This is a genomic window from Acidimicrobiia bacterium (assembly GCA_036271555.1).
Lineage (GTDB): Bacteria > Actinomycetota > Acidimicrobiia > IMCC26256 > PALSA-610 > DATBAK01.
On record DATBAK010000020.1, the window covers coordinates 35,304 to 59,420 of the forward strand.

Annotated in this window: 17 protein-coding genes and 1 pseudogene; 6 read left to right on the top strand and 12 right to left on the bottom strand. The window is 71.7% G+C overall.

The window, feature by feature from the left end; genetic code table 11:
• Positions 1–8 precede the first annotated feature (8 nt).
• On the bottom strand, positions 9–3,038 hold the full coding sequence (locus VH914_06865; GenBank protein ID HEX4490911.1) for an EAL domain-containing protein: 3,030 nt from the start codon (positions 3,036–3,038) through the stop codon (positions 9–11).
• Between the two features lie 243 nt (positions 3,039–3,281).
• Here VH914_06865 and VH914_06870 point away from each other — a divergent pair, with 243 nt between their 5' ends.
• Entirely contained in the window at positions 3,282–5,198 is a 1,917-nt protein-coding gene (locus VH914_06870) for an ABC transporter ATP-binding protein (GenBank protein ID HEX4490912.1), read from the top strand.
• Positions 5,199–5,209: 11 nt separating this feature from the next.
• Entirely contained in the window at positions 5,210–5,833 is a 624-nt protein-coding gene (locus VH914_06875) for a class I SAM-dependent methyltransferase (GenBank protein ID HEX4490913.1), read from the top strand.
• Between the two features lie 18 nt (positions 5,834–5,851).
• On the opposite strand, the gene VH914_06880 is transcribed toward VH914_06875, so the two are convergent.
• The 4 genes and pseudogenes from VH914_06880 to nadD form a co-directional block, all read right to left on the bottom strand.
• Entirely contained in the window at positions 5,852–7,066 is a 1,215-nt protein-coding gene (locus VH914_06880) for a hypothetical protein (GenBank protein HEX4490914.1), read from the bottom strand.
• A gap of 66 nt (positions 7,067–7,132) precedes the next feature.
• A pseudogene (gene rsfS, locus VH914_06885) lies at positions 7,133–7,459 on the bottom strand (ribosome silencing factor).
• A gap of 49 nt (positions 7,460–7,508) precedes the next feature.
• Complete coding sequence (locus tag VH914_06890; GenBank protein ID HEX4490915.1) at positions 7,509–8,690, bottom strand: LytR C-terminal domain-containing protein; 1,182 nt, start codon at positions 8,688–8,690, stop codon at positions 7,509–7,511.
• Positions 8,690–9,265: a nicotinate-nucleotide adenylyltransferase gene (gene nadD, locus VH914_06895; GenBank protein ID HEX4490916.1), complete on the bottom strand. Its 576-nt coding sequence runs from the start codon at positions 9,263–9,265 to the stop codon at positions 8,690–8,692. Before nadD ends, VH914_06890 begins: the two co-directional genes overlap by 1 nt.
• Before the next feature lie 133 nt (positions 9,266–9,398).
• Here nadD and VH914_06900 point away from each other — a divergent pair, with 133 nt between their 5' ends.
• The gene (locus VH914_06900) at positions 9,399–10,082 is read left to right on the top strand and encodes an ACT domain-containing protein (GenBank protein ID HEX4490917.1); all 684 of its coding nucleotides are present in this window, start codon (positions 9,399–9,401) and stop codon (positions 10,080–10,082) included.
• On the opposite strand, the gene rsgA is transcribed toward VH914_06900, so the two are convergent.
• From rsgA to obgE, 7 genes are all read right to left on the bottom strand, one after another.
• A complete protein-coding gene (gene rsgA, locus VH914_06905; GenBank protein HEX4490918.1) occupies positions 10,079–11,119 on the bottom strand; it encodes a ribosome small subunit-dependent GTPase A in 1,041 nt (346 codons plus the stop codon). The two genes, VH914_06900 and rsgA, sit on opposite strands and share 4 nt — an antisense overlap.
• Before the next feature lie 78 nt (positions 11,120–11,197).
• On the bottom strand, positions 11,198–12,646 hold the full coding sequence (locus tag VH914_06910) for a VWA domain-containing protein (GenBank protein HEX4490919.1): 1,449 nt from the start codon (positions 12,644–12,646) through the stop codon (positions 11,198–11,200).
• A gap of 172 nt (positions 12,647–12,818) precedes the next feature.
• Positions 12,819–13,715 carry a MoxR family ATPase gene (locus VH914_06915; GenBank protein ID HEX4490920.1) on the bottom strand — a complete coding sequence of 299 codons (897 nt, stop codon included), beginning with the start codon at positions 13,713–13,715 and terminating at the stop codon, positions 12,819–12,821.
• Positions 13,716–13,757: 42 nt separating this feature from the next.
• On the bottom strand, positions 13,758–15,020 hold the full coding sequence (locus VH914_06920) for a glutamate-5-semialdehyde dehydrogenase (GenBank protein HEX4490921.1): 1,263 nt from the start codon (positions 15,018–15,020) through the stop codon (positions 13,758–13,760).
• 149 nt (positions 15,021–15,169) lie between these two features.
• Positions 15,170–16,591 (bottom strand): trypsin-like peptidase domain-containing protein, encoded by a 1,422-nt coding sequence (locus tag VH914_06925; GenBank protein ID HEX4490922.1) that lies wholly within the window; start codon positions 16,589–16,591, stop codon positions 15,170–15,172.
• A gap of 223 nt (positions 16,592–16,814) precedes the next feature.
• Positions 16,815–17,909, bottom strand: coding sequence for a glutamate 5-kinase (proB, locus tag VH914_06930; GenBank protein HEX4490923.1), 1,095 nt, complete (start codon positions 17,907–17,909; stop codon positions 16,815–16,817).
• Positions 17,909–19,138, bottom strand: a complete 1,230-nt coding sequence (gene obgE, locus VH914_06935; protein ID HEX4490924.1) for a GTPase ObgE — start codon at positions 19,136–19,138, stop codon at positions 17,909–17,911. The genes proB and obgE overlap by 1 nt, the downstream gene beginning before the upstream one ends.
• Before the next feature lie 345 nt (positions 19,139–19,483).
• On the opposite strand from obgE, the gene VH914_06940 reads away from it, so the two are divergent.
• The 3 genes from VH914_06940 to VH914_06950 all read left to right on the top strand — a co-directional run bounded on the left by VH914_06940 (position 19,484) and on the right by VH914_06950 (position 23,975).
• Positions 19,484–21,832, top strand: a complete 2,349-nt coding sequence (locus tag VH914_06940) for a UvrD-helicase domain-containing protein (protein HEX4490925.1) — start codon at positions 19,484–19,486, stop codon at positions 21,830–21,832.
• A 116-nt stretch (positions 21,833–21,948) separates the two neighbouring features.
• Positions 21,949–22,434: a sigma-70 family RNA polymerase sigma factor gene (locus tag VH914_06945; GenBank protein ID HEX4490926.1), complete on the top strand. Its 486-nt coding sequence runs from the start codon at positions 21,949–21,951 to the stop codon at positions 22,432–22,434.
• On the top strand, positions 22,431–23,975 hold the full coding sequence (locus VH914_06950) for a PASTA domain-containing protein (GenBank protein HEX4490927.1): 1,545 nt from the start codon (positions 22,431–22,433) through the stop codon (positions 23,973–23,975). Before VH914_06945 ends, VH914_06950 begins: the two co-directional genes overlap by 4 nt.
• The last annotated feature ends 142 nt before the right edge of the window (positions 23,976–24,117 follow it).

Sequence of the window (24,117 nt, forward strand, 5' to 3'; positions counted from 1 at the left end):
GGAACCACTCACGCCGTCTGCGAATCCACCAAGCGCAGGATCGGGCGGATGGCTTCCACGGGCGACGCGACCGCGTTGCGGTTCCACTGCTGGGGGCGGCCGAAGAAGTAGCCCTGCGCGAGCCGGCAGCCGAGGTCGAGCAGCCGCTGGGCCTGCTGCGCGGTCTCGACGCCCTCGGCGATGACCTCGAGCCCGAGTCCGTGCCCGAGGTGGATGATGCCGCTGACGAGCGTCTCGCAGTCCTCGCGCTCGCCGAGGCCGGCCACGAAGCTGCGGTCGATCTTGAGCTGGTGGATCGGCAGCGCGCTCAGGTACGAGAGGCTCGAGTAGCCGGTGCCGAAGTCGTCGAGTGCGAGCCGCACGCCAAGGTCGGCGAGCTCCGCGAGCGTCGCCGCGACGCGCTCGGGCTCGTCGATGAGCAGGCTCTCCGTGATCTCGAGCGTCAGCAGGTTGCGGGGTACCGACGTGAGCATCTCGGTGAGGCGGGGCATGAAGTCGGCTTCCGACAGCTGCCGCGCCGACACGTTCACCGACACGTTGAGGTCGGGACGATGCCGCAACCGCCGCAGCACGTGCTCGAGCACGCGCCAGCCGAGTGGCACGATCAGGCCGGTGTCCTCCGCGAGCGGGATGAACTCGCCGGGCAGCACGAGGCCGAGATCCGGGTGGTTCCAGCGCACGAGCGCCTCGGCCGACATCGGCTGGCGCGACGCGATGTCGACGATCGACTGGTAGTGCACGACGAGCTCGTCACGCTCGAGCGCGCGGTGCAACGCGGTGATGCGCGCGAGCGGGTTCGCGATGCTCGTCGTACCGTTCGTCGACTGGTACTCGACGCTGCCGCGCCCGCGCTGCTTCGCGCGGTACATCGCGTCGTCGGCTTCACGGAGCACGTCGGTGAGCTGCGCGACGTCACGCGCGACCGCGACGCCGACGCTCGCACTGACGAAGATCGTCTCGCCGTCGACTTCGAAGGGCTGCTCGAGGATGTCGACGACGCGCTGCACCGCGGCGTGCGCGTCGTCGTCGTTCTGGATGTCGTCGACGAGCACGACAAACTCGTCGCCACCGAGCCGGCCGACGGTGTCGGTCGCGCGCAGACCACCGCGGAGTCGTTTCGCGACCTGCACGAGCAGCCGGTCGCCGGCGTCGTGGCCGAGGCTGTCGTTCACGAGCTTGAACCGGTCGAGGTCGAAGAACACGACCGCGACCGCGTGATCCTGCCGCGGCGATCGCGCGAGCGCGTGCGCGAGCCGGTCGTTCAGCAGCGCGCGGTTCGGCAGGCCCGTGAGCTCGTCGTGGAACGCTCGGTGCTCGAGCTCCTCGCGCGCCTGGGCCTGCTCGATTGCCACCGCCGCGAGCGACACGACCCGGTCGACGATCGGACGGTGCGCTTCGCAGTCGACATCGGTGCGATCGAACACCAGCGTCAGCGTGCCTGCGACCGCGTTCCGGTTCGGCAGCTCGACGGGCATGCTCCAACTCGCGCGAATCCCGATCGACTCGGCCAGCTCATGACGGGGTGAGTCGGCCGACACGAGGTCGAACACCTCGTCGCGCGCGCTCGCCGCGCGTCCCGACGGCAGCGGATCGTCGACGGTGATCTCCGCAATCTGCTCGAAGACATCGCTCGGGAGTCCGGGCGCGGCCGCGAGCCGCAGCGTGTCGCCGTCGAAGAGACGGATCAGGCAGTAGCGCGCATCCGTGTAGAGCGCGGTCAGCGATGCCGAGCGGTCGAGCACGACCTCGAGCGGCTCGCCCCACGCGATCATCTCGAGAACACGAGACTCCTCGGCGAGCAGGTCGTCGAGCGCGCGGCGCTCCGACACGTCGCGGATGTTGAGGATCATCCCGCCGATCGACGAGTCCGCCAGACGGTTCGAGATCGAGATCGCCTGCCAGTGCCAGCGGCCGTCGGCGTGCCGCACCCGCGCCTCGACGGTCGTCGTCTCGTCGGGATGCTCGAGCATGCGGCTCCACGCCGCGGAGATCGCGGGCAGGTCGTCGGCGTGCCCGAAGTCGCGCATCGGGCGCCCGATCAGCTCGGCGCTCGTGTAGCCGGTCATCCGCTCGTACGACGCACTGGCGTACGCGCAGCGCGCGTCGTCACCGAGGATCACGATCCCGTCGGCCGCGTTCTGCACGAGCGAGCGGAAGCGCTCCTGGGCCGCGGCGACGCCGGCCTCGGCCTCGCGGCGCTCGGTGATGTCGTGGACGTTCGCGACGATGCCCTCGATGACGGGGTCGTCGAGCCGGTTCGTGACCGTCACCTGGCACCACCGGATGCGGCCGTCGCGGTGCCGGATCCGCATGTCGGATCGGAGGGTGCTCCCGGGTTCCTCGAAGAGCTCGGCGCGCTGCTGCACCCGCAACAGATCCGAGTCCTCGGGCTCGACGATGTCGCTGGCCTCGAGGTTTCCGACGAGCTCCTCGACCGCGTAGCCGGTCAGCGCCTCGATCGCGTCGGTCGCGAACACGATCCGTCCCGAGCGGTCGAGCACGACGACCGCGTCGGCCGCGTTCGCGAGCAGTCGGCGGAAGCGGTCCTCGCTGTGCGCCAACCCTTTGATCGCCACTTCCCGTTCGCTCGCCTGCACCCAGAGGATGCGCATCACGAACACGAGCCCGACCGCCATCAGCCCCGCGATGCCCGTGCTGTCGACGCGGCTGATCATGCTCGGCAACCAGCCGAGCGCGACGCCGGCCTGCGCCAGCGCGAGGCAGACGAGCGTCCAGATCGTGACGGGGAAGACCGCCTCCGATCCGTCGGCGCCCACGGCCTGGGCCGCGCAGAACACGTAGCCGACCGAGAGGATCGACCCCCATCCGGTCGTGAAGATGACGCAGGTCGTGCCGACGACCTGGAGGCCGACGCGCACGCTCACCGGCAGCGCCTCACGGACGCGCTCGGAGTGCTGGGTCACGATCGAGAGCGAGATCGCGCCGAGCACCACCGCGACCAGCACGGCGATCGGCACGCCCGCGTCGACGCCGCCGACGTCGAGCGCGAGGAGGGCGGCCAGCGCGAGGACGGTCATGGCCAACGCCTCGCGCACCTTCGCCACCCGCGCGCGTTCCATCTCCGTATATCGGGCTCCGGAGAGCAAAACGTGACCGGCCCGTGTCAAAAATCGGCGCTGCGTGTACTGGTCGCCTCGCTTCGCTCGCCGCGGCCGACACCTCGGCGCCCGGCTCGGGCGGGCGGCCGGGCGACCCGCCCGTTCGTGCGGCGACCGAGGTCCGGGGGATGGCCATGGCTGTGGGAACGTGAGGCGATGGGCATGCCGATGGGTCACGGGGGCGGAGGCGGTCGAGGCGCCGGCCCCAGCGGATGGGGTGTCCTCCGGTCGCTGCGCCGCGACGAGAGCGTCACCGAGGAGAAGCTGCCCCGCGGGATCGTCCGCCGCATCGCCGGCTTCGCCCGTCCCTACCGGTTCCTGCTGCTCACCTTCCTCGGCCTGATCTTCGCCGACGCCGCGCTCGGCGTGGTCAACCCGCTCATCCTGCGGGCGATCATCGACGACGGGATCCTCAATCACGACACGTCGCTGATCGTCGACCTCGCGCTCCTCGTCGCGGGCCTCGCGGTCATCGACGCCGGCCTCTCCCTCTGGCAGCGCTGGGTCTCCGCGCGCATCGGCGAGGGCCTCATCTTCGACATGCGGCACCAGGTCTTCAGCCACGTGCAGGAGATGCCCATCGCCTTCTTCACGCGCACGCAGACCGGCGCGCTCGTGTCGCGCCTCAACAACGACGTGCTCGGCGCCCAGCAGGCGTTCACCGACACGTTCTCGTCGGTCGTCGGCAACGCGGTCGGGGTCACCGCGACGCTCGTCGCGATGTTCGTGCTGTCGTGGCAGATCACGCTGGTCGCGCTCGCGCTGCTGCCCGTGTTCATGCTGCCCGCACGTTGGATGGGTCGCCGCATGGCCGCCCTCACGCGCGAGTCGTACGGGCTCAACGCGCAGATGAACACGACGATGACCGAACGGTTCAACGTGTCGGGCGCGCTGCTCGTGAAGCTCTTCGGCGACCCGCGTGAGGAGTCGCGCGTCTTCTCCGATCGCGCAGGGCGCGTGCGCGACATCGGTGTGACCCAGGCGATGTACACGCGCATCTTCATGGCGTCGCTGCTGCTGACCGCGTCGCTCGCGACCGCGCTGGTCTACGGCTGGGGAGGTGTGCTCGCCGCGCACGGAACGCTGAAGGTCGGCACGGTCGTCGCGCTCACCGCCTACCTCGCGCGTCTCTACGGACCGCTCACCGCACTGTCGAACGTGCAGGTCGACGTGCTGACGGCACTCGTGTCGTTCGACCGGGTGTTCGAGGTGCTCGACCTCCCGCCGATGATCGCGGAGCACGAGGGCGCGGTCGACGTGCCGCGCGGGCCCGCAACCGTCGAGTTCTCGCACGTCGACTTTCGCTACCCCCGCGCCGAGGAGGTCTCGCTCGCCTCGCTCGAGGCGGTCGCAGTGCTCGAGCAGTCGCCGACGCAGCAGGTGCTCTTCGACGTGTCGTTCCGCGCCGAGCCCGGGCAGCTCGTCGCGCTCGTGGGGCCCTCCGGCGCGGGCAAGACCACGCTGAGCCACCTCGTGCCGCGGCTGTACGACGTGCGCGCGGGCGCGGTGAGCATCAACGGTGTCGACGTGCGCGACGCGACGCTGCCGTCGATCCGCGCCGCGATCGGCGTCGTCACCCAGGACGCGCACCTGTTCCACGAGACGCTCGGGGCCAACCTCCGCTACGCGAAGCCCGACGCGACCGACGCCGAGATCACGGAGGCCTTGCGCGCCGCGCACATCCTCCCGCTCGTCGAGTCGCTGCCCGACGGACTCGACACCCTCGTCGGCGACCGCGGCTATCGACTCTCCGGCGGAGAGAAGCAGCGGATCGCGATCGCGCGGCTGCTGCTCAAGGCGCCCGACATCGTCGTGCTCGACGAGGCGACCGCGCACCTCGACTCGGAGTCGGAGCTCGCGGTGCAGCACGCGCTCGCGAGCGCGCTCGAGGGGCGCACGTCGATCGTCATCGCGCACCGGCTCTCGACGGTGCGGGAAGCCGATGTGATCCTCGTGCTCGACGAGGGCCGCATCGTCGAGCGGGGCACCCACACCGAGCTGCTCGCGGCCGACGGGCTGTACGCGGAGCTCTACCGCACGCAGTTCCGGAACCAGCAGCCGGCCCCGCCGGAAGAATGAGAGGTTCGGGAATGCCCGACCATCGGACCGACCAGACCGCCGAATGGAACGCGCGGTACGGCGAGAAGGACGCGATGTGGAGCGGTCGCCCGAACGGACGGCTGGTCGCAGAGCTCGAAGGGCTGACTCCCGGTCGCGCGCTCGACGTCGGTTGCGGTGAGGGCGCCGACGCGATCTGGCTCGCGCAGAAGGGCTGGACGGTCACCGCGATCGACGTGTCCGACGTCGCCATCGACCGCGCTCGCGCCGCCGCGGCGCGTGCGGGCGCCGCGGTCGAGTGGATCTGCGGCGACGCGCAGCAGACCACCGAGTTGCCGGCACGCGCGTTCGACCTCGTGTCGATGCAGTACCCCGCGCTGCCGAAGGCCGCGGGCGACGCCGCCGTGCGGACGCTGCTCGCCGCGGTGCAGACCGGCGGCGTGCTGCTCGCCGTCTACCACGACCTCGACGACGAGCACCGCGCGCACATGAAGTCGCGCGGCCACGACCCCGACGACTACGTCGGCGCCGACGACCTCGTCGGTCTGCTCGGCGACGACTTCACGCTCGAGCTGCACACGGTCGAGCCGCGCGTCGACCCGCCTCCCGACACACCGCACATCGCCGACATCGTCGTGCGAGCCCGGCGCCGCTGATCGCGCCGGGCGTCACGCTCAGCTGCGACGATCGAGCAGTGCGACCGGGTCGAGGTTCGTGCCGCCGACCCCGAGGCCACCCAACCAGCTCGTGCCGTCGGGCTCGGTCGCCGCCGCGTGCAGCCGCGCGTAACCGCCGCTGTTCGTGCCGACGAGCTCCTTGCGCCACTTCCCGTTCGGCAGCAGATGGAGCGCAAAGCTCGCGGTCGGATTGCCGTGCGGCGTCGCCGTGAGCTGACCCGCGATGAACACACCGCCGGGGCCGACGGAGAGCGCGCCGACCGGCCCGCCGAAGTGCGGCGAATGGCGGACCGGCACCTGCGTGAAGCCCGCGGCCGCGGTTCCGTGGAACACGAGCGGGAAGGTCGCATCCTGTTCGCCGCGGAAGTACGTGTTGCCCGCGACCCACACCTCGCCGTGGTATGTGGCGAGCTCCTTGAGCTCGGCCGCGCCGTTGGCGCGCAGCACGAGCGTCCACGACCCGCCGTCCCAGTGCGCGACGAACCCCCGCTCGCGGCCGATCGGCTGCGACTGGCACCAGCCCGCGACGTACACGTCGGTCGGACCGACCGCGTCGACGGCCTCGAGCTCACCGCGCGACGCCGCGTTGCAGCCGGGAACGGTGAGGTCGAACGGCACCTGCGACCACGTGCCGCCGGAGCGGTGCAGGACCATGGCGTTGTAGTCGGAGACTTCCGGATTGGTCGCGTCACCGACGGCCCAGATGTCGCCGGGCCCGCTCGCCGACGCCGCGAGCAACTCGCGGCGCACGCCCGGGTCGGGCACGGTGTTGTCGATCGTCCAGTGCGCGCCGTCCCAGTGCTCGACCAGGTTCCGGCTCGCCTGGTTCCCGGGTGCCGTGTCCGAGTGACCCACGATCCAGACGTCGTTCGGCCCGGTCGCCGCCGCGCCGTCGATGAAGTCGTGCGCCGGCGTCGTCTCGCGATCGAGCGTGTTCAGGCGCGTCCACGTCGATCCGTTCCAGTGCTCGCCGAGCACGCGCCACTCGAAGGTGCCCGCGATGTTGGCGCGGTCGAACCCGAACGCCCACAGGTCGTCGGTGCCGGTCGTGACCATCGCGTCGATCTCGCTCGAGTTGCCGCTGACGTGGGGGCTCGTGACCTCGTTCCACGTCGGCGCGGGTGCCGCACCGGCGGCCGTCGCCGCCGCGATCACCGAGATCACCGCGACGAGCGCGCCGATCCGAACCGAAAGCCCCCGTCGCCCCGTCATCGCGTCCCCTCCGGCACCGCGCTGCGTGCACCGGAGACTACGCGGCGTCGACGCGAGGCGACAGCTCTACTGCGACGCGGCGTTCGCGGAGTCCCAGACGACGCGGGGTGCGTCGGCCCACAGCCGCTCGAGCCCGTAGTACTCGCGGGTCTCGTCGAGGAACACGTGCACCACGATGTCGCCGTAGTCGAGCAGCACCCACGACGAGCCGTCGCGGCCCTCCTCGGCGCGCGGCCCGACGCCGGCTCGCTGGTGCAGCTGCGCCTCGACCGCGTCCACGATGGTGCGGACCTGCCGGGTGTTGCCGCCGCTCACGATCACGAAGTAGTCGGTGATCGAGATGATGTCGCCGACATCGAGGACGACGATGTCGTGGGCCAGCTTGTCGGCGGCCGCTGCGGCGGCGGCGAGTGCTCGGTGCTCCGCGTCCGTGGTGCGCTCCTCAGTGCCTCTCGGGGTGGAAGTCTGCCCCGGCGACGACGGTCACATCGACGACGTCCAGCGGGACGTTGCCGAGGGCGACGCTACCAACACCGAGCGCGGCCGCGACCCGCTTTGCCGCGGCCAGCGCGTCGGGCCGGTAGTACACGACCGTGGTGTGCTTCACGCCGAACCCGGGCACGTTGCCGGTGAGCGTGACCTCGCCACCCGCGGGCACGACCAGCCGGGCGACCTGCTGGGTCAGCGCGATCGCTCCGGTCCCGTTGAGGATCTCGACGCGCGGCCGGTGCGCGGTCGTGATGAGCGCGTCGGGCAGGTCGGCGCGCACGAGGCGCGCGGTGTCGTGGTCCTCGAGCTCGTAGATCGTCGCCGAGCCACTCGTGAGCGTCGTCACCGGCGCGGTGTCGAACCGGACCTTGGAGTGTGCGAGCGCGACGAGTGACCACGCCGCGCTCCGCACCTTCGCGGTCGCGCGCGCGACCGCCGGGTCGCGCAGGCGCGCGAACCATCCCTCGAAGACGTCCTGCACGACCGCGAGGTGCGCGAGGCCACCGCCGGTCGTCGGGCCGATCACGAGCCGGATCGCGTCGGCCGCGCCGAGGTGCGCGCGGCCGGCCGTGAACCCGAGGTTCCCCGCGGCGTCGTTCACCTGGACGGGGTTCTCGAGGTCGACGTCCATGCGACCCGCGGGCGTGAGCAGATCGGTGAGCTGCGCGTCGGTGAGCACGATGACGCGGTTGACGCCCACGTCGAGCGCGTTCGCCACGGACGTCGCGAGCAGACCCGATCCACCCAGCCGGTACACGTCGGAGACGCGTTGGCTGTCGAACGCGGGCACCTGCACGAGCGTCGCGGTCGGCACGAACACGACGGCGCCCGCGCGCCCACCGCGCCGCACGCCCATCAGCGCGAGCAGGTCGACGGCACCGCGCGCGTTCACGTGCGCGAGCAGGAGCGTCTGCGCCGGCGACGGGGGCGGCGCGGTCGTCGTGGTCGGCTCGACCGCGCCCGCGCGCGCGGTGCCGTTCCGGTTCGTGCCGAGCGCGCCCGCGACGATCCCGACGATGGCCGCGATCGCGACGACCGCGAGCTGCGTCCGGCGGTCGCGGCGGTGCCGCGTGGTCCGCTCGCTCTCGGTCCGGGAACGCGCGGCGCGGGGTGCGTCGTCGCGCGGGTCCGGCATCAGGATCGAGTGTAAAGACGCCTCTCGCGGATGACGCGGACCGCCCCTGGCGGCACGAGCACGTCGATCGGCTCGCCGCGCGCGACGCGGGCCCGCAGGTCGTGCGACGCGACGTCGAGCCTCGGAATCGGGACGCATCGGACACCGGGCTCGGACGCGGCGTCACCGTTGCCGTCGCGTGTGACGACGACGAGCGTGGCGGCGGCGCGCACCTCGTCGGCCCGGTGCCAGCTGTCGAGCCGGGCGGCGACGTCGGCGCCGACGATCAGGAAGAGCTCACGATCCGCGCCTTCCAACGCCCGCAACGTGTCGATCGTGTAGGTCGGGCCCGGGCGCTCGACCTCGATGGCGCTGACCTCGATCCCGTCGAGGCCCTCGACCGCGGCCTGGGCCATGGCCAGGCGATCCTGCGCCGACGCGACGACCGTGCCCTCCTTCTGCCACGGGTCGCCCGCGACGACGAGCAGGACCCGATCGAGGGCGAGCGAGTGGCGGACCGAGACCGCGGCCACGAGGTGCGCGATGTGGATCGGGTCGAAGGTGCCGCCGAGCACACCGATCCGCTCGGCCGTCATCGCGGGAGTGTAGGAAGTTTCGCGGGTCGGACCGGCGCGCTTCGCCCTCGCCGCCACCTCGGCCCCACCGGCGCGAACCCGCATGTCATACGCCCGAAACGCGCGGGCCGACCTCGCCCCCTACGCTGCCCGCATGGACGCTCCGGCCGCGCCCGACCGGAAGCGGCGCGACGCCTTCACGCGCTTCCTCGTACGCGTCTGGCTCCCCGACCGGCCGGGCGCGCTCGGTGCCGTCGCGTCGCGCATCGGGGCGCTCGGCGCCGACATCGTCGGCATCGAGGTACTCGAGCAGGGCGACCGCGTCGCGGTCGACGAGTTCGCGATCACGCTCCTGCGCGCCGACCTCGTCGACCTGCTCGCGCGCGAGATCGAAGAGGTCGACGGCGTCTCCGTCGAGGCGTGGCGGCGCGTCGACCACTTTCCCGATCCGCGCATCGACTTCCTCCGTCTCGTCGAGGAGCTGATCGCCGCGCCCGACATCGCGACGCTCGAGACCCGACTCGTCGAGGCGATCGTGCACGAGTTCACCGCGCAGTGGTCGGCGATCGTCGGGCCCGATGTGCTCGTGACCGCGGGCGAGCCGCCCGACCGCGAAGTGCTCGAGGCGCTCGCCGCGGGCACCGGCGCGTCGCCCCTCGTGGCAAGCGGCGTCACCGGCCCCGACGACCTCGCCGTCGGCTCGATGCCCGCACGCGGCGCGACGCTGCTCTCCGGTCGCGAGGGACACCCGTTCCGCGCGCTGGAGCGCCGTCAGCTCCTCTCGCTCGCGCGCATCGCCGACCGCCTCCCCGCCCTCGGTTCGGGCTCCGGCTCCTAACTCGGGCGGGGGCGCTGGTTCGCGCGCCGGCGCTCCTCGCGGTCGCGTTCGACCTCGCGGTCGGCGAGCCGGTCGAGCTCCGCGTCGAGGTGGACGTACGCGTCGACACGATCCTCGTCGAGGTCGCCACGCGCGACCGCGGCGCGCACCGCGCAGCCCGGCTCGGAGCGATGCAGGCAATCGGCGAAGCGGCAGTCGCGCGCCAGCGCCTCGACATCGGCGAAGGCCTCTTCGAACCCGTCGTCGGAATCCCACAGTCCGACCGACCGCAAGCCGGGAGTGTCGACGACGATCCCGCCCGAGTCGAGCAGCACGAGGTCGCGAGCGACCGTCGTGTGCCGTCCGCGCCGATCGTTCTCGCGCACCTCACCGGTCGGCAGGAGCTCCTCGCCCACGAACCCGTTGATGAGGGTCGACTTCCCCGCGCCCGACGGCCCGATGATGGCGACGGTCCGGCCCGGTTCGACCGACGCGCGCAGTGCGTCCATCCCCGCCGTCGTGCGCGCGCTCACGGCGTGTACGGCCACGCTGCCGACGACGGCGCGCGCCGCACCGACGCGCGCGTCGACGTCGTCGACGAGCTCCGCCTTGGTCAAGACGACGACGGGCTCCGCGCCCGCGTCGTGCACGACGACCAGCTCGCGCTCCAACCGGCGCGCCCGCAACGGCACGTCGATCGCATGCACGATGAACACGCGGTCGACGTTCGCGGCGACGACCTGGGCCGCCGCCGCGTCGGTTCCGCCTTCGGTCACACCGCGCACGAGCGCGCTTCGACGCGGCAGCACCTCGACGAGCGCGTCGCCGCGCACGATCACCCAGTCCCCCACCGCGGGCCGGCGCATCGGATCACGGTGCCGGCCGAGGCCCGCGGCGCGTGCTCGCAGCGGCTTGCGGCCCGTGAACACGGTGATCCACCCGCGGTCGACGCGCCCCACGCGCCCGACGACGTCGTTCGGCTCGACCCGCGCCGCGGCCTCGGCGGCCCGTTCGTCGTCCCACCCCAGCCGCGCCAACTCCGCCGGTACTGCACTCATTGCGTATGCGCAATCGATGCAGTACCAGGTACGGATTCAGGCATCAGCGCGTGAGCGGCGCGAGCGAGCCCGACCAAGTCAACTTCCGTCGACGACCGAGGTCACGAAGCGCTGGAGCTGCCGGAGGTTGCGGCATTCGTGGACGCCGTCGGTGTAGCGCGCGTACTCGGAGACGATCGAGTCGCCGGTGTCCCAGTAGCCGCGTGGCTCGGGGTCGAGCCAGAACACGCGCCGCGCGCGCTTGCCCATCTCGCCGAGCGTCCACGCCTGCGACGCGTGGTAGTTGTTGCGCGCGTCGCCGAGGATGATGATCGACGTCTTGTTCGTGACCTCGCGGATGTGGCGCTCGTGCCAGATCTCGAACGCGTGGCCGTAGTCGGAGTGGCCGTCGACCCACACGACGTCGGCTTCGGTGTTCACGCGGTGGATCGCCTCGCCGATCTCGTCGGCCTCGTCGAAGAAGCGCGTCACCTCGTCGATGCCGTCGATGAACACCCACGAACGCACCTTCGAGAACTCCGACGACATCGCGTAGACGAATTGCAACGTGAAGCGGGCGAAGCTCGCGACCGAGCCGGAGATGTCGGCGATCACCATGATCTCCGGCTTCGACGGCTTCGGGTTCTTGAACTTCAGCTCCGCGGGCACGCCGCCGTACGACAGCGAATGGCGCACGGTATTGCGGAAGTCGAGGTGGCCGCGGTTGCGACGCTTGCGCCGTTGCGCGAGGCGCGCCGCGAGCGCGCGCGTCAGCGGGTAGATCGCGCGCTGCAACGCCTGCATCTCGTCGCGCGACGCGTGCATGAAGTCGACGTCCTCGGGCAACGGCTTGCGCAGCGTGCGCGCCATCGCCTCGATGCCGCGGTCCGCGACGAGGCGGCGCCGGATCTCGGCCTCGACCATCTGCTTGAGGACCGCGAGCCGCGACTCGAAGTCCTCGCGTGCGAGGCGCTCGTCGAACGCCCCGTCGCCGATGTCGCCCGCGTCCTGCGCGCGCTGCATCATCTGGCCGACGAGACCCTCGGCGTCGAGCTGCCGCAGTGTTCGGTACAGGTAGTACGCGCCGCCGACGGGACGCCCGGGCTCCATGCCCGCGAAGCGACTCACCGCTGCGGCCGCGAGCGCGCGCATCTGCTCGCGGTCCATGCGCATGAGCGCCTCGAGCAACATGCGCGCGAGCTCCTCGTTGCTCACGTCGCCCATCGCGCCGCCACCGTCGCCGGGCGCGCGGAACTGCTCGCCGTCACCCTCCGCGCCGTCGGCCCCCTCGCCTTCCGCCATCTCGGCGTCGACACCCGCGCTGAACAGCGAGAAGTACACGTCGAAGACGGTCTCGAACGCGGGCCAGTGACCGTGGTGCTTCACGAGCGTCGTGCCGAGCGCGGCCTTGAACGCGTCGCGGTCGTCGAACGGGATGTGCTCGGCCGCGCGCATCGCGTCGAGGTTCTCCGTCATCGACACCGGCAGGCCCGCGGCGCGCAGCTCCTGCACGAATCCCTGCATCACGTCGAGCAGGGTCGCACTCATGGTCGCGCTCGCCTCGCTCGCCGCTCCGTGACGCGGGATGGGAGCAGCCGAGGCCGCGCCGCTCGCTCCGCTCGAGCGCTCCGCCGCGTTCATGGTCGCGCCCGCTGCGGGTCGGGACTCACGAGCGATCCGAAGTCCCTGATCGAGCTTCGCCCATTGCACGACGGCAACGTCAGCGCCGGGTTCCCGTCAGCGGCGGCGAGCCGTCGACGCCGAGGTCCTTGCGCGCCTTGGTGAGATCCGACTGGTACTTCAGCAGCACGTGCAGCGTCTCGCCCAGCGTCTCGGGACCGATCTCGTTGCGACCGAGGAAGAGCAGCGTGCGCGCCCAGTCGATCGTCTCCGAGATCGACGGCGCCTTCTTGAGGTCGAGCGCGCGGATCGACGCGACGACCTTCGAGATCTGGCTCGCGAGCGACGCGTCGATCTCGGGCACCCGGATGCGCACGATCTCCTCTTCGCGCTCGAGCTCCGGGTAGTCGATGTGGAGGTAGAGGCAGCGCCGCTTCAGCGCCTCGGACAGCTCGCGCGTGTTGTTCGACGTGAGGAACACGAACGGCCGTTGCGTACCGACGATGGTGCCGAGCTCCGGGATCGAGACCTGGAAGTCGGAGAGCACCTCGAGCAGCAGCGCCTCGGTCTCGATCTCGACGCGGTCGACCTCGTCGATGAGCAGCACGATCGGCTCGTCGGCGCGGATCGCCTCGAGCAGCGGACGGGTGAGCAGGAACGACTCGGAGAAGATGTCGCTCTCGACGGTGTCCCAGTCGCGCTCGTGCTCGCGATCCGCTTGGATGCGCAGCAGCTGCTTCTTGTAGTTCCACTCGTAGAGGGCCTTGCTCTCGTCGAGGCCCTCGTAGCACTGCAGCCGGATGAGACGCGCGCCCGAGCTCTGCGCGACCGCTTTCGCGAGCTCCGTCTTGCCGACCCCCGCGGGTCCTTCGATGAGCACCGGCTTCTCGAGCCGGTCCGCGAGATAGACCGCGCCCGAGATCGACGGGTCGGCGAGGTAGTCGACTCCGCGGAGCCGGTCGGTGACGTCGGCCACGGATTCGAACCGTTGGGCCATGGTGGGCGTCTCGCTTTCTTCGGTGCTCGGTCGTGGGTGCGGTCAGCTACGGATCTGACCGTCGCCCCACACGAGGTACTTGTACGTCGTGAGCTCGCGCAGCCCCATCGGTCCGCGCGCGTGGAGCTTCTGCGTCGAGATGCCGATCTCCGCGCCGAAGCCGAACTCCTCGCCGTCGGTGAAGCGCGTCGACGCGTTCACGACGACGGCGGCGGCGTCGACCTCGCGTGTGAAGCGACGAGCCGCGTCGAGGTCGGCGGTGAGGATGGCCTCGGTGTGCCCGGTGCCGTAGCGGTTGACGTGCGCGATCGCGGCGTCGAGCGTCGGCACGACCGCGACGCTGATCTTCAGGTCGAGGAACTCGCGCCCGAAGTCGTCGTCGGTTGCGGGCGCGATCTGCGGCGCAAGCTGTTGCGCGGTGTCGTCGCCGACGAGCTCCACGCCCCGCTCGCTCAGCGCGTCGGCCGCACGCGGCACGAACTCGTCGGCGACCGCCGCGTGCACGACCAACGACTCGGCCGCGTTGCACACGCTCGTCCGCTGCGTCTTCGCGTTGACCACGATCGCGATCGCGTTGTCGAGGTCGGCCGACGCGTCGACATAGATCTGGCAGTTGCCGTCGCCGTCGATGATGACGGGGACGGTCGCGTGCTCGCGGATGCTCTGGATGAGCGCGGGCCCACCGCGCGGGATGAGGCAGTCGACGTAGTCGGTGAGCTTCATCACCTGGACCGCGGTCTCGTGGTACGGGTCGTCGACGAGGATCACGCCGTCGTCCGGGAGATCGGACTTCACGAGCGCGTCGCGCAGCACGGAGGCGAGCGCGAGGTTCGAGCGCAGCGCGCTGCCCGAGCCTCGGAGCAGCGCGGCGTTGCCGGACTTCAGGCAGAGCCCGGCCGCGTCGGTCGTGACGTTGGGCCGGTTCTCGTAGATGATCGCGACCACGCCCAGGGGGACGCGCACCCGCTCGATCAGCAGCCCGTTGGGCCGGCGCCAGCCGTCGAGCACCTCGCCGACGGGATCCGGCAGCGCGGCGACGGTGCGCAGCCCGTCGGCCATCGAGGCGAGCCGGGCGTCCGTGAGCCGCAGGCGGTCGAGCGGGCCCGCCTCCATCCCGTTCGCGGCCGCGGCTTCGAGATCGATCTCGTTCGCGGCGAGGAGGTCGGCGCGGCGGTCGGCCAGGAGATCGGCGGCCGTGAGGAGGGCCGCGTTCTTCGCGGCGCTCGGCGCCGTGGCGAGCACGCGACTCGCGACCTGTGCCCGGCGCCCGAGGTCGACGACCCGGTCCGCCGGGGTCTCAGCCATCCGCCGAGCCTACCGGTGCTCATGGTCGCACTCTTTCGCCCTTTCGGGCGCGGTCGCCGCTCCGTGAGGCGCGATGGGAAGGACGACGGGCAGGCCGCCGCGAAGCGACCTGCCCGTTCGGGCGGGAACGATCGACCTCCCCGTCCGGGTCAGGTGCCGGAAGTGGAACCCAAGGTGACGCTCGCGGTGTGCGCGTGGCCGTTGCGCTGGTACGTGACCTGCACGGTCGCGCCGGGCTGCGCCTGGCGGATGATCGCGGTCAGCGACGTGGCGTCCGAGATCGGAGTCGAGCCGATCTTCGTGATGATGTCGCCCTGCTGGATGCCGGCCTTGCCGGCGGGCGATCCGTTCTCGACGCTGACGATGAGCGCGCCGTTCCCGACGATGCCCTGACCCGAGTCCTGGCTCTGCACGCCGAGGAAGGCGAACGTGACCGGCTGGCCCGAGACGATCTTGTCGGCGACCGCCTTGGCGGTGCCGATCGGGATCGCGAAGCCGACGCCGCTGCTGCTGCCCGACTCGCTCTCGATCTGGTCGTTGATGCCGATGACGCGGCCGCTGAGGTCCGCGAGCGGACCGCCGGAGTTCCCGGGGTTGATCGGCGCGTCGGTCTGCACCATGTCGATCGCGCCCGTGGGCGTCTGCATCGCGCGGTCGACCGCGCTGACGATGCCCGCGGTGACGGTCTGCTCGAGACCGAACGGGCTGCCGATCGCGACCGCGGTCTGACCGACCTGCAACGGGCTGCTGAGCGCGAGGCTCGCGGCCTTCGCCTTCGTGCCGCCGAGGTCGATCTTCACCACGGCGACGTCGGTGTTCTCGTCGGAGCCGACGACGCGGCCGGTCTGTTTCGTTCCGTCGGCGAGGCGCACGGTCACCGTGTTGCCCGCACCCTCGACGACGTGCGCGGCGGTGAGGACGTGACCGTCGGTGTCGTAGATGAAGCCGGAACCGAGTCCCTGGCTGGTCTCGATCTGAACGACCGACGACGCGAGCGTCTGCGCGACCGCGGCGACGGGTTCCTCGGAGCTCTTGCCGCTCCCCGACACCGTCGGGCTCGTCGAAACGGTCGCGGTCGTCGCGTCGGTGCCGGCCTGAATGATCTTCGTCGTGTGCCCCGACGAGCGCGCGACCGCGATGCTGCTCAGGACGACCGAGAGCACGACGAGCACGGCGAGCACCGGCGTCCAGAAGTGGCTCGACGACCCGCCGGTTCCGTCGGACGGGCGCGGCGCGGGCGGCGGCGCGACCGGGGGTACCGGCGCATACGAGGCGGTGTCGTCGGCCGGGGTGCTCGCGCTCCAGGTCGAGCCGGGCGCGGGCGCGGGCGCGGGATCGCCCGGAGGTCGGTAGGCGCCGGAGTCGTACGGGCTCGCCGGCTGCGGGGCGGGCTCGTACCGGGGCGGCGCGAAGGGGTCGTTCGGCGGCGGGACCGCGGGCGTCGGTTCGGTCGGCTGCGCCGGCTCCGCCGCGGCGGGGGGCTCGGAACCGGTCTGCAGCTCCGATTCGGGCTCGGGGTTTGCCTCCGACTCGGGGTCGCGGCCGAGACGGTCACCGAAGGGGTCGAACATGGGCGCTCCATTGCAGGGCGGGCGATGCTCCGATCATCCCCACCGAAGTTGTGAGTTCCCTGTGGGCATCCTGAACAGCGTTGCAGAAGCTGAGAGCGCCTCAGACCCGAGGGGCCGAGCGCCGAGCGGCGAGTGCCCGAATGGCCGAGCGGAGCGAGCGAACGGCCCGACTCGCTCCCATCCCGCGTCCCGGAGCGGCGAGCGTCTGCGAGTGCGACCAGGATCACGGCAGCATGACGAGATCGTCGCGGTGGATCACCTCGTGCGGGGCGCCTTCGGGGAGGTCGGCGGTGCGGCGACCGAGGATCGTGCCGAGCGTCCGCGCCCGGTAGCGGCTCAGGCCCTTCGCGAAGGCGCGGTCGTCCGGGCCGACGACCTCCACCGCGTCGTCGACGTCGAAATCGCCTTCGACTCCGCGCACGCCCGCGGGCAGGAGCGAGCGACCACCATGCATCAGCGCGTCGCGCGCGCCGGCGTCGACGACGATGCGACCGGTGGCGCCGCGCGCGAACGCGATCCAGAGCTTGCGGCTCGCGAGTCGCTGCGCGCGCGGTGGGAACACCGTGCCGACCGGACGACCTTCGAGCGCGTCGAGCACGACGCCTTCCGTTCTCGCCGAGGCGATCACCGCGCGCACGCCCGACCACGCCGCGATCTTCCCGGCTGCGAGCTTGCTCGCCATGCCTCCGCTCCCCGCCGCGCTACGACTCGCACCCGCGACCGCTTCGAGCGCGGCGTCGACCTCGAGGATCTCCTCGATGAGCGACGCGTCCGAGTCGAGGCCGGGATCGGCGGTGAAGAGTCCGCCGGTGTCGGTGAGCAGGAGGAGCGTGCGCGCGCCGAGCAGGTGCGACACGAGTGCCGCGAGCCGGTCGTTGTCGCCGTAACGGATCTCGTCGTCGGCGATCGTGTCGTTCTCGTTGACGATCGGAAGCACGCCGAGCTCGAGCAATCGGCGCAACGTCTCGCGCGCGTGCAGGTACTGACTCCGCGAGAAGAAGTCCATCGGGGTGAGCAGCACCTGGCCGGCGACGATGCGGTGCGGCTCGAGCAGCGAGGCGACGCGCGCGTAGAGCAACGGCTGCCCAACCGCCGCGATCGCCTGCAACGTGCCCGTGTCGGTCGGACGGCGCGTGAAGCCGAGCGCGGGCAGTCCCGTCGCGACCGCGCCGGACATGACCACGACGATCTGATGCCCTTCCGCGCGCGCGACCGCGATGTCGGCGCAGAGCTTCGCGAGCGCGACGTCGTCGATCTCGCCGTCGGCGCGCGTCACCGACGACGTGCCGATCTTCACGACCGAGAGTCCTGTCGCCATCAGTCGCCTTCGTACTCGAGCTCGGTGCCGCCGATACGCACGACGTCGCCGTCGCGCGCGCCGGCGCGCGCGAGCGCGCGGTCGACGCCGATGCGTTGCAGCCGCTGTTGCACGTACACGAGCGCGTCGGGATCCGCGATGTCCGACACCGCGACCGCGCGCTCCGCGATCTTCCCGTGCACGCGCCATGCGTTGTCGCCCTCGCGCTCGATCGAGATCCCTTCTTCGCGCGGCCGCAGGATGACGACGGGATCGGGCGCGTCGGCTTCCGCGCGCGCGTCGTCGATCAGCGCGGCGACGCGGCCGAGCACCTCGTCGAGTCCGTCCCGCGTCGCGGCCGACACCCGCAGGCCGTCGTACGGCTCGGTCGCGACGTCGGCCTTGCTGCCGACGACGAGCCGGGGCCGGTCGAGCAGCTCGGGCAGGTAACGGCCGAGCTCACCGAGCAGGATCGCCTGCTGCTCCGCGGGCGTCGGTCCCGCGACCGGCGCGAGGTCGAGCAAGAGCACGAGCACCCGCGCCCGCTCGATGTGGCGGAGGAACTGGTGGCCGAGCCCGCGGCCTTCGGCCGCGCCCTCGACGAGCCCCGGGATGTCGGCCAGCACGAACTCGTGCTCGTGGAACCGAACGACGCCGAGGTTCGGGACCAGGGTGGTGAACGGGTAGTCGGCGATCTTCGGCTTCGCCGCGCTCACCGCCGCGATCAAGGTCGACTTCCCGGCGTTCGGCAGGCCGACGAGCGCGGCGTCGGCCATCAACTTCAGCTCGAGCTTCAGCCAGCGCTCCTCGCCGTACTCGCCCTGCTGGGCGAACGCCGGCGCCCGCCGCGCGTTCGACAGGAACCGCGCGTTGCCCTGACCGCCGCGGCCGGCGCTCGCTGCGAGCCAACGGTCGCCGTGGCGGAGGAGGTCGGCGAGGAGACTGCCGTCTCGGCCCCGGACGACCGTCCCTTCGGGAACATCGACGACGAGGTCGGAGCCGCCGGCGCCGTGACGCTTGTCGCCCTTGCCATGGGTGCCCGACGTCGCCCGGCGGTGCGGGTGGTCCCGGAAGGCGAGCAGCGAAGCGACGTTGCGGTTCGCCCGCAGCCAGACGTCGCCGCCCTTGCCGCCGTCGCCACCGTCGGGCCCGCCCTTGGGCGTGTGCGACTCCCGGCGGAACGAGACCGCGCCGGCGCCGCCGTCACCGGCACGCACGTTGATCTGGGCCTCGTCGACAAAGTTGGACATCGCCGCCACAGGATACGGAGCGGGTCGGTCGACACCCCGGAAGCAGGGGCGCCTGGGCGGCGCGAGCACACGACCACGTGCGCTCCCACCCCGCTGCACGAGCGGCGAGCGCCCGCGGGACGGGTATCCCGGCCCGCAGCGAGCGCGACCAAACGCACCGAGCGCCGAGCGCCCGCGGGACGGGTATCCCGGCCCGCAGCGAGCGCGACCAAGAGCACCGAGCGGCGAGCGCCCGCGGGACGGGTATCCCGGCCCGCAGCGAGCGCGACCAAGAGCACCGAGCGGCGAGCGCAGCGAGTGCGACCAGAAAGCGTAGAATTTCTCTTCCCCCACGGGGAGTCGTGCGTGACCGAGCAGCAGGTCTGGGACCCGGAAATCAACAGCGAGCAGGCCTATCTCGACGCGGCGTACGCGCGGCTCGAGTCCATGCGCGGTGCCGCCCGCCAGGTCCAGGACGCCTACTCCGACGTGCGCGCGGGCGGCACCCACCAGGCCCGACTCGAGCGCGACATCGCCCACAACATCACGCAGCGTCGCCTCGCGGACCTCGAGATCGGCGAGACACCGCTGGCCTTCGGCCGCCTCGACCTCGAGTCCGGTGATCCGTACTACATCGGCCGCCTCGCGGTCGAGGACGCCGACCACTCGCCGCTCGTCATCGACTGGCGCGCGCCCGTCGCCGAGCCCTTCTACCGCGCGACCGCGGTCGCGCCGATGGGCGTCGTGCGGCGGCGCCACTTCATCACCCGCCACGGGCGCGAGATCATCGCGCTCGACGACGAGGTGTTCGACCGCGACGCGAGCGAGTCTGCGGGCCTGCAGGTCAGCGGCGAGGGCGCGCTGCTCGGCGCGCTCGAACGCGATCGCACCGGTCGCATGGGCGACATCGTCGCGACGATTCAGTTCGAGCAGGACGAGGCGATCCGCGCCGAGCTGCCCGGCATCCTCGTCGTCGGCGGCGGTCCCGGAACCGGCAAGACCGCGGTCGCGCTGCACCGCGCCGCCTACCTCCTCTACACGCACCGGCGCCGGCTCGCCTCACAAGGCGTGCTGCTCATCGGGCCGAGCCCGGTGTTCCTCCGCTACATCGAGCAGGTGCTGCCGTCGCTCGGCGAGCAGGACGTGCAGCTCTCGACGCTCGCGGGGCTCAAGCCGCAGCTCGACGCACGGCGTCGCGACCCTCGCCCCGTCGCCGCGCTCAAGGGCGACGGACGCATGGCGAAGATCATCGCGAAGGCAGTGAGCGATCGGCAGCGCCCGCTGCCGCGTGACCTGAACTTCGTGATCGACGGCCTGCGCGTCACCTTGCGCCGCGACGACTCCGCGCGCGTCGTGCACGGCGCCCGCCGCCAGCGCGGTACCCACAACGAACGCCGGCGCAGTGTGGTGCGGCGCACGATCGACATGCTCGTCGCGCGCTACAAGACCGCGGCGATCCGCGCGTACCAGGAAGCGCGCGTCGACAACGGGAGCGCGAGCCTGACGCTCTTCGGCGGATCGCGGGGCGCGATCAGCGGGCCCGATCCGTTGATCGGCCGCGCGCTGTCCGAAGGCGATCCGCTGCCCGAAGGGTGGGAGAAGGATCTCGGCGAGCGCATCCGCCGCCGCCCGGAGGTTCGCGAGGCGCTCGATCGCATGTGGCCGGTGATCTCCGGCCCGGAGCTCGTGAACGATCTCCTGGGGTTCCGCGCGCTCGTGCGCTCCGCGGCTTCCGGAATCCTCGATGCCGACGAGCAGGACCGCTTGCACCGCCCCCGCGCGGCCGACGTCGCGCACGCATCGTGGACCGACTCCGACGTCGCGGTCATCGACGAGGCCGACGCGCTGCTCGGCCCGGTCGAAGCCGCGCGTCCGCGCTCCCGGCGCCGACGCGGGCACGACGCCGAGGCCCTCGAGACTGCGCAGGGCGTCGTCGCCGAGCTCGGTCTCAGTCGTTCGATCAGCGGCGCGAGCCTGCTCGCGCGCTACGGCGAGAACGGCGACGGTGAGCCGAGCGATCTCCCGGAGCCGCGCGTGTTCGGGCACGTGCTCGTCGACGAGGCGCAGGACCTCAACGCGATGCAGTGGCGGATGCTGTCGCGGCGATGCCCGTCGGGATCGATGACGCTCGTCGGCGATCCTGCGCAGGCGAGCCGCGCCGCCGCGGTCGCGGATTGGGATTCGATCCTGGCGCTGCTGCCGCGGCACACCCCGCCGCGAGCGACGACCCTCACCGTCAACTACCGCACGCCGAGCGAGATCATGGACGTCGCCAACCGTCTGCTCGCGGCGGCGGCGCCGACGGTCGAGCCGTCACGATCGGTGCGCAGCACTGGTGAGCGACCGCAGTTCGTCGCGGTCGCGGCGAACGAGCTCGTGGCGCGGGCCGCGGAGGTTGCGGCCGAAGCGTCGGACCGCGGCGGCAAGGTCGCGCTCATCGCACCCACTGCGTGCCACGCGGATCTCGTCGACCGGCTCGCGGCGCGCGGCGCGGCGTCGGACCCCGCAGTCGCGCTCGACGCGCCGATCGCGGTGCTCGACGCGACCGACGCCAAGGGCCTCGAGTTCGATCACGTCGTCGTCGTCGAGCCCGCCGAGCTCGTGCAGACCGACCGCGCCGGGCTGCGCCTCCTCTACGTCACGATCACGCGTGCGACCAAGACCCTCGCGGTCGTCCACGCCCAGCCCCTGCCCGAGGCGCTCGACCTCATCTGAGCCCCACCGTTCCTAGTGGTACTGCGTTGTCGGCGTATCGCCGAACAACGCAGTACCACCGCGAGCCCGGCGGACGCGTGTGACGGATTGCTGGCCGTCGGCGGTTACGTGCGGTAGTGAGCGCAATCGTGGGTGAGGGCGAGGTCGTGGCGATCACCGAGGACTTCGACTCCTTCGTCGCCCGGTGCGGACCCGACCTGCGGCGCGTGCTGGTGGCCCGCTACGGGCTGGAGGTCGGGCTCGAGGCCGCGGCCGACGCGCTCGCGTACGCGTGGGAGCGATGGGCGCGCGTCGGCGCGATGGCGAACCCGACCGGCTATCTCGTGCGCGTCGGGCAGTCGGCGGCGCGCCGCTATCGACGGCGACCGGTCGGGCTGCCCGACGCCGCGCCGGGCGCCGACTCGACCTTCGACCCCCGCCTGCCGCGCGCGCTCGAGCACCTGTCGCCGCGCCAACGCAGCGCGGTCGTCTTGATCTGCGTGCACGACTGGACCTACCCGGCGGCCGCGGCCGCGCTCGGCGTGTCGGAGTCGACGTTGCGCAATCACGTGCGGCGCGGGCTCGAGTCGCTGCGCCGCGAGCTCGGAGAGGACACGCGATGAACATCGCGGAGCAACTGCGCGAGTACCGCAGCACCCTCGACACCGCGACGCAGAGCGCGACGACCGAGTCGCCGCGCGTCGCACCCGTCATCCGGTTGCACCCGGCGCGCACGTTGATCATCGCCGCGGTCGCGGTTGCCGCCGCGATCGGGATCGCGTTCGTGGTCGTCGGCACGACGAACAAGCGCTCGACGCCACCCGCGGGTGTGACCACGTCGACCGGTGTCGCGCGCTCTGCACGCGTTCCGAACGTCCTGGGCGTCGACCGGCGCCACGCGGTACGGATGCTCACGGCGGCGGGGTTCGTCGTGTCGGAACAGATCGTGCCCAGCGACACCGTCCCGGTGCAGTTGGTCGTCGCGCAATCGCCGGTCGCCGGCTCGTCCGTGCGGATCGGCTCCGCGGTCACCGTGCGGGTGTCGAGTGGCCCGGCACGCGGCGGGAGCCTGGAAGTCGGCGTCACCGTGTGCCCGACGCAGCAGAGCGTCGCGCCGGGCCCGTTGGATCCCGATGCGCCATCGACGATTTTGATCCCCGCCGTGTCCCTCGCGAGCCCCGCGCCCGCGGCGTACAGCGGGAAGCGCGGCTTCCTCGTCATCACCGCACCCGCGGGTTGGAGCTGCAAGGCCATCGAAGCGGGCGACGGCAGCCAGGGAATCGGCGTCACGCCGCCGGGTTCGACACCGCGAGAACGTTGGGGCAACCCCGGCCAGGTGACGAAGCCGCTCACCGACGGCGTGTTCGCGATATCGGTCCCCACCTGCCAGGGATGCGTGTACGACGAGATCTGCGGGATCGTCCCGTCCGCGTCGGCGGACTTCCCCGGCTTCGCGTCACTGCCCTGCTCGCGACCGCCCGGTGAGACGGCCATCGATCGCGGGAACGGCGTCTACGAGTTCGACGATCCCGCGGGCACGATCGGACCCGACGCGGCGCGATCGATCCTCCGCTACGTCTCCCGAACTGCGCAGACCGACGCGACGGTGGTCCGCGAGACCTGCATCCTGCCGGCGTCGCAGCACAACCTCTGCGACACGCTGTTCGCAGAGTTCTTCGCGCTGCAGCCCACGCCGTGGAATCAGCCGACGCTCACGATCAGCCCGACCGCGCTCGGCGCGGTCACCCTCGGCGACAACCTGTCGGTGGCGCAGGAAGCCGCGGGCGAGACCTTCGACGGGACCGGCGACGGCTTCTACTACTCGAGGGCCCACGACGGCACGGGCCTGCACCTCTTCGTCGGCGTTTCGACGGGCAAGACCGTTCATTGCGTCGGCGCCGAGCTGATTATCTCGCCCCACGCACCCAAGCAGCGCGTCGTCACGCCCGAAGGCTTCACGCTCGGCGGGACCGTGCAGCTGCTGCTCGCGATCTACGGGCAGCGCGCGGTGTACGTCCCTGCACCGAAGCGCGGCATGACGACGAACGCGGGCTACGTCGTGAAGGAAGGCGTCGGCGCGCTCGCGTTCGCCGTGCACCAGAACAAGGTGTTCGAGATCGCGGGCGGCCCCGCGACCATCACGCCCAACACCTGCACGGGTTAGTGGTTTTGGTGGTACTGCGTTATCGGCGTATCGCCGAAGAACGCAGTACCACTGACGCGCGGGAGGTCAGCCCTGGACGATGTCGACGAGCTTGCGGCCGCCGCGCTTGCCGAACTTCACGACACCGTCGGACGTCGCGAAC